The following is a 9,320-nucleotide window of genomic DNA, read 5'->3' on the forward strand; positions in this document are numbered from 1 at the left end:
TGCTCCTGCTTAAGAGAAGTCCTGCAGCAAATCATTACCACGTAGTTTAAGTTATAGCCATTACCAGATAGTTATAATCCTTCGTTTTAAGATTTACCGTTCAGTAGCTCAAAGCTTTACCCGACCAAATTGGTCATTATGTTTAAAATTAGGATTATAATATGTCAGATACTATCAAAGGTACCGTAAAGTGGTTTAACGAAGCTAAAGGTTTTGGCTTTATCGCTCCAGAAACTGGTCCAGACGTTTTTGCTCATTACAGCGAAATCGCAAGCTCAGGTTTCAAAACCTTAGCGGAAGGCCAAGAAGTTGAGTTCACAGTAACTCAAGGTGCTAAAGGCCCACAAGCCCACGGTATTACCGCAGTATAATGTATTAGTCAGTGACTACTCATTCAATGAGTATTAACTGACAATAGATTCATACAATAAAAAACGAGCCTTTGGCTCGTTTTTTTTGGTTGCTACTTTATTGCCTATTTATTGGCTTAAAAATAAATGGATTGCTATTTTGTCGTTTGGTCAGGTGATAACTCTTTTAGGATTCTCAGATATAGGACTGACATAAATAGCGATATCTAGCGTTTTAAAGCATTTGGATGTTATTTAGTGCGCTTTATATTATAGATAGGGCTTAATTTAATAGTTTGTTCTCAGCCAATAGTGGGTTCTTCTTCCTAATAGGCTCTAATTAACTAATACCTTTTCTATAACACAACTTATATTAGTCAGACTCACTGAACGTGCTATTTGTAAGGTTTGATTTGTTGTGTTTGGAATTGACTTCCGTGATAGGTTAATTTCTAGGTCTGGTATAACAAGCAACGTTAATAATAAGCAATACTAAGAATAATAGCTGCAAGTCATTATAGTCACGACTGATCGTTTATAGATTGATTGGTTTTCAAGACTGTTGTTCACGTCAATGCTAGTAAAGGCTCAGCCAGTTATATTTAAAATAATTAATTATAAAAGAGAAAATATTTAATTTATTTTAAAATAAAGCTTGCATAAGGGGTGGGTTAGACATATACTGTGCTCCTGCTTAAGAGAAGTCCTGCAGCAAATCATTACCACGTAGTTTAAGTTATAGCCATTACCAGATAGTTATAATCCTTCGTTTTAAGATTTACCGTTCAGTAGCTCAAAGCTTTACCCGACCAAATTGGTCATTATGTTTAAAATTAGGATTATAATATGTCAGATACTATCAAAGGTACCGTAAAGTGGTTTAACGAAGCTAAAGGTTTTGGCTTTATCGCTCCAGAAACTGGTCCAGACGTTTTTGCTCATTACAGCGAAATCGCAAGCTCAGGTTTCAAAACCTTAGCGGAAGGTCAAGAAGTTGAGTTCACAGTAACTCAAGGTGCTAAAGGCCCACAAGCCCACGGTATCACTGCAGTATAATGTATTAGTCAGCGACCACTCATTCAATGAGTATTAACTGACAATAGATTCATACAATAAAAAACGAGCCTTTGGCTCGTTTTTTTTGGTTGCTACTTTTTATGGGCAGCTGTGATCTTTTATGAGCTCTTTAATAAGCTTTATGCCTTTTAAGAAAATATCTTTTTATCGCTCATATTTTATCAAGGCCATTTTAATTGAATCTATTTTAGTTAAAGCTCTCTTTATTGCTAATTTAAACCCCCCGATTTTTGCTTACTTTTTGCATAAACACACAAACTGATAGAATAGGCTGTTATTATATGACCTATAATAGAGCTATAATAAAACGTCGATAAAAACCTGTGTATTGATAGTGTGTTGCTAAGTATTTATATGTCTATTAACTTAAAAAAAGTTTTAAAACCCAAAGTTATTTTATTACGCGGCACGCTGACCTTTTTGGCGCTGGTCGTTTTTGTGTTGGCCATTAAAACGCTATATACCATTACCCAAACTATTCAGCTCTCAGAAGTATTTGCCGCTCTTGAACAGATCCCTAATACTAAAATATTTTTGGCATTCATTGTTGTTGCTCTAGGTTACTTAATTCTCACTTTATATGACACGATTGCATTAAGACATATGGATATTAAGCTACCTTTTAAGAAAGTAGCATTTACCTCATTTACGGCATACGCTATCGGTCATACCATAGGATTGGCTATATTATCCGCATCTGGTGTCCGCTTTCGTATGTATGGCGTCAATAATATACGACCTGAGAATATTGCCAACGTAGTATGGTTAGTATCTATGGCATTTACGTTTGGTATTACTACTTTAGTCGCCCTGTCTTTAACCCTAAATCCTCAGGCGACAGTCACGATGATAGGGCAACTAGACAGCCAACTCGCCAACTTATCCCTAGATATCCCAGATCTGCTGCGTAGTGTCGCATTGATACGTGGTATTGGTCTGGGCTTGTTGGTGTTAGTTATTGGATTGATCGTCTGGTCAGGTCGCGAAGGTAAGCACGTTCGAATTAAAGGTTGGCGCTTTGACTTACCACCTGCAATCATACTGATTAAGCAAATACTTATCTCAATTATTGACCTAGCAAGTGTCGCTTTTGTGCTTTATTTGCTATTGCCTCAAGGTGCTGGAGTGGGCTATTTCACTGTATTCTCAGCCTTTGTACAGTCTATGATATTAGCAATCTTAAGCCATGTACCGGGTGGCTTGGGAGTCTTTGAACTAACAATGATGGCCTCATTGCCACAAGTTGATAAGGCGTATATATTGGCCATATTATTGGTGTTTAGGATACTTTATTATCTAATACCTTTCTTTTTGGCGATATTTTTCTTTTTGGCTCACGAAGTTTGGTTGCGTTGGTTTCATGAACGTAACGCATAAAAGCCCATAAAAAAGCTTGATTAGTAGCTAAATAAGATAGCCTAGTGCAAGTATTACAATGGCCATCACTGCAATACAAGCACGAGTTCGAACAACAGAATAATAAGTGATGGCTAACCTTAAGATTATCGACCTTACTGTTAAGTTGCTTTAAGTCTTTATTAATCTTCTACTAGAGTTTGAGTTTTGTGGTTGCCACCAACCATTGACTCTTCTAATGGGATAGCAGGTGTGAACTGTTCAGAATCAGGTGAGACGCCTTTAGCAACATGCTCTTCTTTCAAAGATCTAGCCACTTCTGGTGGCATATAGTTTTCATCATGCTTAGCAAGCACTTCACTGGCCACAAACACCTCTCCTTGCATTTTACCCGTCGCGACGACACCTGAGTTTTCTGCAAATAAGTCAGGAAGGATGCCTTGATAACTGACGGGTACTGTGGCATTAAAGTCGGTGATGGCAAACTGAACGTTAAGCTCATTGTTCGGGTCACGTTTCACACTGTCTTTTACCACCATGCCACCGGCACGAATACGTTTATCTTGCGGAGCTTCACCGGCTGCAATGGCTGATGGATCAAAGTAATAGTCGGTCTGCTGGCCAATGGCATAAATCACAAGTATGACTGCGATGATAGCACCTGCCAGGGTAGCTGCGACCCAAATAAGTTTTTTTCGACGGACAGCATTCATATGATTGCCTTTAATTTAATTCACAGGGTGATCGTGGCTTATTAACCCATAAGTGGCGTATTTAAATGTAGAAGAAAATGTAGAAGAAGGGGTGCTGCTCAGCGAGGACGAGACGCTGGATGACTAGGTTTTCGTTGTTGTTGTCTTGCCTGTTGAATTTTAAGCTCTTTGATTAACCGATGACGCTGATTTAGGCTATATAGAATAAAAGCTAAGACAACTATCAGAGTAATACCCCAACTAGACCATACATACGGACCATGCTTACCCATTGTCAAAAATTCTTGCAAGCTATTGAAATAAGGGTGCATTTTGCGCTCCTTTAAATGGGATTATAAGAGTGGAATTATCGTTAAATACTAAACCGTTAAGCCTTTATATTATTTCGATGAGCGGACATACTCTTTGACCCAGGCTTTATTTTGATCTCGACGCAGTATTAAGGTATTAGTACGATAAATGGCCAACGCGGCGACTAAAAAATAAGCCCCTAGTATCATGAGTAGTAATGGCGCTAACATATCTAAAGACATTTTTGGGGCTTCAGTAATGGTTAAAGTGGATCCTTGGTGTAGGGTATTCCACCAGTTCACCGAGTATTTAATGATGGGTAGGTTTACAGCACCGACGACAGATAAGATGGCTGCCGCTTTCCCGCGATTTGGAGTATGTTCAAATGCGGCAAACAACGCCATAACACCTGCATACAAAAAAGCCAAAATCAGCATAGAAGTTAGGCGCGCATCCCATACCCAAAAGGTCCCCCAGGTAGGTTTGGCCCATATAGATCCAGTTATCAAGCTAAGTACGCACAGCATAAACCCAATAGGCGCGATAGCTTGAGCGACTAAATTTGCTGTTTTTATACGCCATACCAAAAAAATCACACCCAGTACTGCCATTGCAAAGTAAATGGATAGCGCAATACTCGCTGTCGGAACATGGATAAAGATAATACGATAACTATTACCCTGTAAGTAGTCAGGCGGCGCAAACCCTAAGCCCCAGATACTACCTATTGATAGCATAATGATAGCCAGGCCTGCTAGCCACTTTACCCAAGGGGAAAAAATACGAAAAAACTCACGAGTACCCACAGTGGCTAAAAAGCCTTGCCATAGTCGTGAGAAAAACCCTTGAGTGTTAGAAGAGGGATTAGCATTTGGCATCATAAAATGACCTTGTAAGCCAGAGTTCTAGTAAGTCATAGTTTAAGCATATAAAACGCTTAAACAGGTATTCATACGTTTTGAGAGTGATACCTTTTCTATAAACTTGCCTATCCTAGTTAGATTAAGTCAGGCTCATTAAACCTACTATTTGCAGCGTTTGATTTGTTGCGTTCGATTTATTGCGTTTGTACCTGCCTGCCTCGACTGGTTGATTTTTAGAGTTAATCTCTAGGTTTGGTTTTAAATAAACTTAAAATTCACACCATTTTGATGCTTACCTATTGAAAGTTCAACAGAGCCTAAAGATAAGCAGTACTATTATAGCAAATATTAACCTTAGGGCGTGTGGAACATTCGACCATGGCACTGGCGGAGACTATTTTTTAGTCAATTTGCAGTGAAATTTTTGACGCTTAGTCATTCTAAGTTATAAAATTTCGCCATATATTGGCAAAAAAAGAGTCCCGCCCTCACTCGATCATAGCTCTCATCTTGCGAACGGCCAAAGCAGTGCTTTGCTTAATCCGTTCTCAGGGCTGATACTAAAATCGCCCCAGACGTTGTTACAAACCTAGCCAAGGTCCAATACGCTTCGGGCATTAGCGTCAGTTTGCGCCTAGTCTGGAACGATTTTAGCTATCAGCAGTGCTAATTTGCGAATGTTCCACACGTCCTAATTAAGCCATGCCATCTTTAAAGTCATGGCTATTACCCATGGCATGATGATCACTGAAAAGATGCTTCCAGCGGCAAGTAAGGCTAGGATAGGTAAGCCATTTAGTCCTGTCGCATACAAATCAACGGCTCCTGTGGCAAATATTAAAACAGGAAGCTGCATAGGCAGTGCGATTAAAGGCACCAAAACAGCGCCGTTTTTGAGAGATAATGTTAGGCTACTGGCAATAGCTGACAGCATTAATAAAAGAGGGCTACCTAGTATTATAGAGGCCAGTAGGGCAGTGGCCTCCCCCCATGACAAACCAAATAATGGAATGGCAAGTAGGCTTAATATAGCGACCAACCCACTACTAAATATCCAGTGAATGGTGAGACGCACCAATACCCATATAGGGAGGGAGGTCCTAGACACAATTAACTGTGCTAGTGTACCGTTATCCATTGCTGGTTTGAATAGGTCATCAACCCCCATTACTAATGACAATAAAGCAGCAATCCATACCGCAGGCACCCCTAATCGATGCAATAATTGTGGCTCACTGCCAACAGCAAGTGGAAATAGAGTAATAATGACTAAAAATAATACTAATGGATAGAGCCACTGTATTGCCCCTTGTTGCTTGACCTGCCATTCACGGTGCCAAAGTTGTCGGGTACCAATACCCTTAATAGCAGTCTCTTGATGAGGAATCTCTTGACGAGGCATCTTAGTATGCGCATCAGCAGAAGATGAAGGCGAAGAATGCAATGACACTAAAGCTCTCCTTCACTTTTATTAGAACTGATGTTAGAGCTGATATTAGAACTTAAATTACAGTCAACAGATGCACCAGTATCAGTAACAAAACGACGATCAAATGCAGATTCAGATTCGTCATCAGCGTTTGCTATGGATTGTGTTGATAAGTCAGTCATAACACCAGGTATGAAGTCTGATAAGTTAAGCACTTTATTGGCTACATTCACCTTTTGATGACTGGTCATCAGTACAGCGCCACCCTTATTAACAAAGTCAGTCAGTCTTTGTTGAAGTCTGGCAACCATATTGACATCAAGTGCTGTAAATGGCTCATCAAGTAGCCAGAGCGGTGTTTGCTCTGCACTCATAAGATAAAGTCTCGCTAAGGTTATGCGCCGTGTTTGTCCTGCTGAAAGCTGATTGCTGCCAATGTCTTCAAACCCCGATAAATCAACCCAATCCAATGCTGCCTCAATCTGTTCTTGTGTCGGATGAATACCATACAGGTTTAATAAAAAGGTTAGGTTTTGTTTAACGGTTAAATTTGGATGAATACCGAGTTGATGAGAGACGTATAATGGGGCTAGTGGTAAATTAGATTGACCGTAGTAAAGCACGTCGCCTTCCATTAAAGGTAATAGACCTGCTAATTGCATTAATAGAGTGGTTTTGCCAGTACCATTTGCGCCAATGAGATGGCAAATGTCACCCTGATTAAGAAAGAGCTTGACGTCAACACACAGTGGAAAGTCACCGCGCTGTACAGTAAAATTATCTAAAGCCAATATGGAGAATTGGCTTTCTAAGGTAGGGTAAACTGAGGAACTTGTGTTGTGTGGCATGATGACCTAAGTTTCAAACGGTATGTTGATTGGATTTTTTGTTTTAGGGTATTTGTTAAATATAACGGCCAGTATCGACCTATTGGAATGTGCAACAGTCCCTAAATTATTTATCAACCTGGGGCGGTAAATATAGCATAGTATAGCAAACCTAGTCCCATAACTACTTACCCTATTGTGCCTAATATGAGCTCACGTAAAAAATTTCTTTTTGGCAATGATTAACCTTCATCTATTAACCTTTATGGTGTATTGACCATTCATCTACCTAAGTCACACCTACAAGTCAGGACTAACCTTAGCCGCACAGTTAAACTACGATATGATGCTTGGGTGCATTGAAATTGATAATAAGGATGGCGACATTAGATCTCATTAATTCTTATGCGAACATTTTGAATTAATCACGGTGTTAGAGGACACTACTTTTCTGAAAGAAAGCAGACTTCTTTATAACAACTCAAGTGCATCAGTTATAAAGCATATTATATTATTGATAGTTAAGTGATTCATAGTTAAGTAATACTCAAAAAGGGCTGTATATCATTAGATATACAGCCCTTTTTTTGTGTATAAATACTTACTTTTGTAAATATTTTATAAAATTTGGTATTCGATATGAATATTTTTGAATATTTATTAAATTTTATTATAGTATATCTTAATTATATTATCCAATATACTTTTAACAGTGTATAATATTTTCAAAGCATAAAACAGTCTATTTATTAAATTATCTTCATTATGGGTTAAAATATATATTTTTATTTAAAAATCAATATTTTTTATAATTTGATTGATTGTTAAATCAATTTAACTATAATGACTTTAATATAACTTAATTTAATTTTTTATTGATTTTTATTTCTAGTAAAAAACGTATGTTTTTATAGATAAAGCATAGTAAAACAAAGCTTTAGTCAATAATATGTTTTAAGACCCAAACGAAATGTAGGTTTGTTAATACTAAGAGCTAAATTTTTTAATTCTTTAATGACATTTATGAATCTAATGAAATATTGATTCTTTTGAAGATAATACCGAATTGGTATTCTTCACATGAGTAGTAAATATATATTGTTAAATATATTAAATTTTTTAAGAAAGTATAAAGTTCTGTTTTAAATGCGATATTCATTACTGTAACAGATTTTAATTTAATACTCACTAAATTGAAAGATTTAATATAGTTAATAGCAAAATGCTATTGGACTTAATAACTTAAATTAAGTTAGATAAATCAACTATTTAGATTGTATTTTATAATTTAACAAAACTATTCCTAATTAACATATTACCTTTCATAAATATTTCTCAATTTTAAACTTAATTTTAACTAATTAGTAAATAAAACAATTAAAACAACCCATAACACTTTTACGTATAGAGATTAAACACAACTAAGGATGACACCAATGAAATACATTCAAGCCAAAAGACATCTTCGGACCTGTAGCCTAGTCACCTCCCTATGGGCGATTATGTTTGGAATAGGGTACACAGCAACAGCAGAAGACAGCATGCGTCAAGTAGACCATATAGGCTGGCACAAAACGGGTGACACCGCTTTTCAACCCATGAATGCCAGTGAACTAGCGGCAAATGAAACCAACCTCATCTTTGTACGTCCCCTAGACAACGACGGACTACAAACCAGTGCCAATATCGCCATTGACGGCCGATTCCAAGTCAGTCTACAACCAGGGCACTACTCACAAATACGTTACTGCAGTGGACAACACAACATCAGTGTCGCACCAACCGGACTTAAAACAAACGATCTCACCAACGCCTTTAGTCATCTCGTTGAATTCACCCCCCAAGAAAACTACTACATATACATTGACATTGATGACGCCACAGGCACACCGACGTTAAGCAAGCTTGAAGAAAGCGCCGCGCAGCAAATACTAAGCACCCAAAGCGAACAAACCCATCAAATCAGCCGCGTAGTTCGCGACTGTCCAGAGATAGTTGAGCCTGAGCCGCCGATTGTCATTGAAATAGACGAACCAATAAACCTAAAAGTATTGTTTGAATTTGACAAAGCCGTCATTCAGCCTGTATTCAACCCCCGCATCGAAGCGGTTGCAGACTATATGAAGAAATATCCAGACACCAGCACCGTCATTGAAGGTCACACCGACAGTATCGGAACAAACAGCTACAACATGGACTTATCAAAACGTCGCGCTGAAGCCGTTAAAAAAGAATTGGTTACTAAGTATGGCATCGCACCAAACCGATTAAGCACAGTAGGCTACGGAGAAAGCAGACCAGTAGAAAGCAACGCCACATCCGCAGGTCGTTACAACAACCGCCGCGTCGTTGCCACCGTAAGTGCTACTGAAGAATAAAGACACACTCAAAAATAAAAAGCGAATCCAAGGAAT

Annotated in this window: 9 protein-coding genes; 4 read left to right on the plus strand and 5 right to left on the minus strand. The window is 38.3% G+C overall.

Annotated elements, in window-relative coordinates; translation table 11 throughout:
* Window positions 1-161 precede the first annotated feature (161 nt).
* The 3 genes from AC2SLT_RS12165 to AC2SLT_RS12175 all read left to right on the plus strand — a co-directional run bounded on the left by AC2SLT_RS12165 (window position 162) and on the right by AC2SLT_RS12175 (window position 2,804).
* Entirely contained in the window at window positions 162-371 is a 210-nt protein-coding gene (locus AC2SLT_RS12165) for a cold-shock protein (protein WP_296403327.1), read from the plus strand.
* An 825-nt stretch (window positions 372-1,196) separates the two neighbouring features.
* Window positions 1,197-1,406, plus strand: a complete 210-nt coding sequence (locus AC2SLT_RS12170; RefSeq protein ID WP_296403327.1) for a cold-shock protein — start codon at window positions 1,197-1,199, stop codon at window positions 1,404-1,406.
* 375 nt (window positions 1,407-1,781) lie between these two features.
* Window positions 1,782-2,804, plus strand: a complete 1,023-nt coding sequence (locus AC2SLT_RS12175; RefSeq protein WP_486547921.1) for a UPF0104 family protein — start codon at window positions 1,782-1,784, stop codon at window positions 2,802-2,804.
* 161 nt (window positions 2,805-2,965) lie between these two features.
* Here the strand turns inward: AC2SLT_RS12175 and ccmE are convergent, their stop codons facing one another.
* The 5 genes from ccmE to ccmA form a co-directional block, all read right to left on the minus strand.
* A complete protein-coding gene (gene ccmE / locus AC2SLT_RS12180; RefSeq protein WP_486547922.1) occupies window positions 2,966-3,496 on the minus strand; it encodes a cytochrome c maturation protein CcmE in 531 nt (176 codons plus the stop codon).
* A 98-nt stretch (window positions 3,497-3,594) separates the two neighbouring features.
* Window positions 3,595-3,807 (minus strand): heme exporter protein CcmD, encoded by a 213-nt coding sequence (gene ccmD, locus AC2SLT_RS12185; protein ID WP_486547923.1) that lies wholly within the window; start codon window positions 3,805-3,807, stop codon window positions 3,595-3,597.
* Window positions 3,808-3,876: 69 nt separating this feature from the next.
* Window positions 3,877-4,665, minus strand: a complete 789-nt coding sequence (gene ccmC / locus AC2SLT_RS12190; protein ID WP_486547953.1) for a heme ABC transporter permease CcmC — start codon at window positions 4,663-4,665, stop codon at window positions 3,877-3,879.
* A gap of 676 nt (window positions 4,666-5,341) precedes the next feature.
* A complete protein-coding gene (locus AC2SLT_RS12195; RefSeq protein WP_486547954.1) occupies window positions 5,342-6,052 on the minus strand; it encodes a heme exporter protein CcmB in 711 nt (236 codons plus the stop codon).
* Between the two features lie 47 nt (window positions 6,053-6,099).
* Complete coding sequence (ccmA, locus tag AC2SLT_RS12200; protein WP_486547924.1) at window positions 6,100-6,927, minus strand: heme ABC exporter ATP-binding protein CcmA; 828 nt, start codon at window positions 6,925-6,927, stop codon at window positions 6,100-6,102.
* Between the two features lie 1,415 nt (window positions 6,928-8,342).
* Here ccmA and AC2SLT_RS12205 point away from each other — a divergent pair.
* Entirely contained in the window at window positions 8,343-9,284 is a 942-nt protein-coding gene (locus AC2SLT_RS12205; protein WP_486547925.1) for an OmpA family protein, read from the plus strand.
* Window positions 9,285-9,320 lie beyond the last annotated feature (36 nt).

This window comes from Psychrobacter sp. CX18, assembly GCF_057396215.1.

What these genes read in the sequence shown, in the direction of transcription:
- AC2SLT_RS12175 (WP_486547921.1), top strand. Translation starts at nt 1,782, where the DNA reads ATGTCTATTAACTTAAAAAAAGTTTTAAAACCCAAAGTTATTTTATTA.
- AC2SLT_RS12165 (WP_296403327.1), top strand. Translation starts at nt 162, where the DNA reads ATGTCAGATACTATCAAAGGTACCGTAAAGTGGTTTAACGAAGCTAAA.
- ccmC (WP_486547953.1), bottom strand. Translation starts at nt 4,665, where the DNA reads ATGCCAAATGCTAATCCCTCTTCTAACACTCAAGGGTTTTTCTCACGA.
- ccmE (WP_486547922.1), bottom strand. Translation starts at nt 3,496, where the DNA reads ATGAATGCTGTCCGTCGAAAAAAACTTATTTGGGTCGCAGCTACCCTG.
- AC2SLT_RS12195 (WP_486547954.1), bottom strand. Translation starts at nt 6,052, where the DNA reads ATGCCTCGTCAAGAGATTCCTCATCAAGAGACTGCTATTAAGGGTATT.
- AC2SLT_RS12170 (WP_296403327.1), top strand. Translation starts at nt 1,197, where the DNA reads ATGTCAGATACTATCAAAGGTACCGTAAAGTGGTTTAACGAAGCTAAA.
- ccmD (WP_486547923.1), bottom strand. Translation starts at nt 3,807, where the DNA reads ATGCACCCTTATTTCAATAGCTTGCAAGAATTTTTGACAATGGGTAAG.
- ccmA (WP_486547924.1), bottom strand. Translation starts at nt 6,927, where the DNA reads ATGCCACACAACACAAGTTCCTCAGTTTACCCTACCTTAGAAAGCCAA.
- AC2SLT_RS12205 (WP_486547925.1), top strand. Translation starts at nt 8,343, where the DNA reads ATGAAATACATTCAAGCCAAAAGACATCTTCGGACCTGTAGCCTAGTC.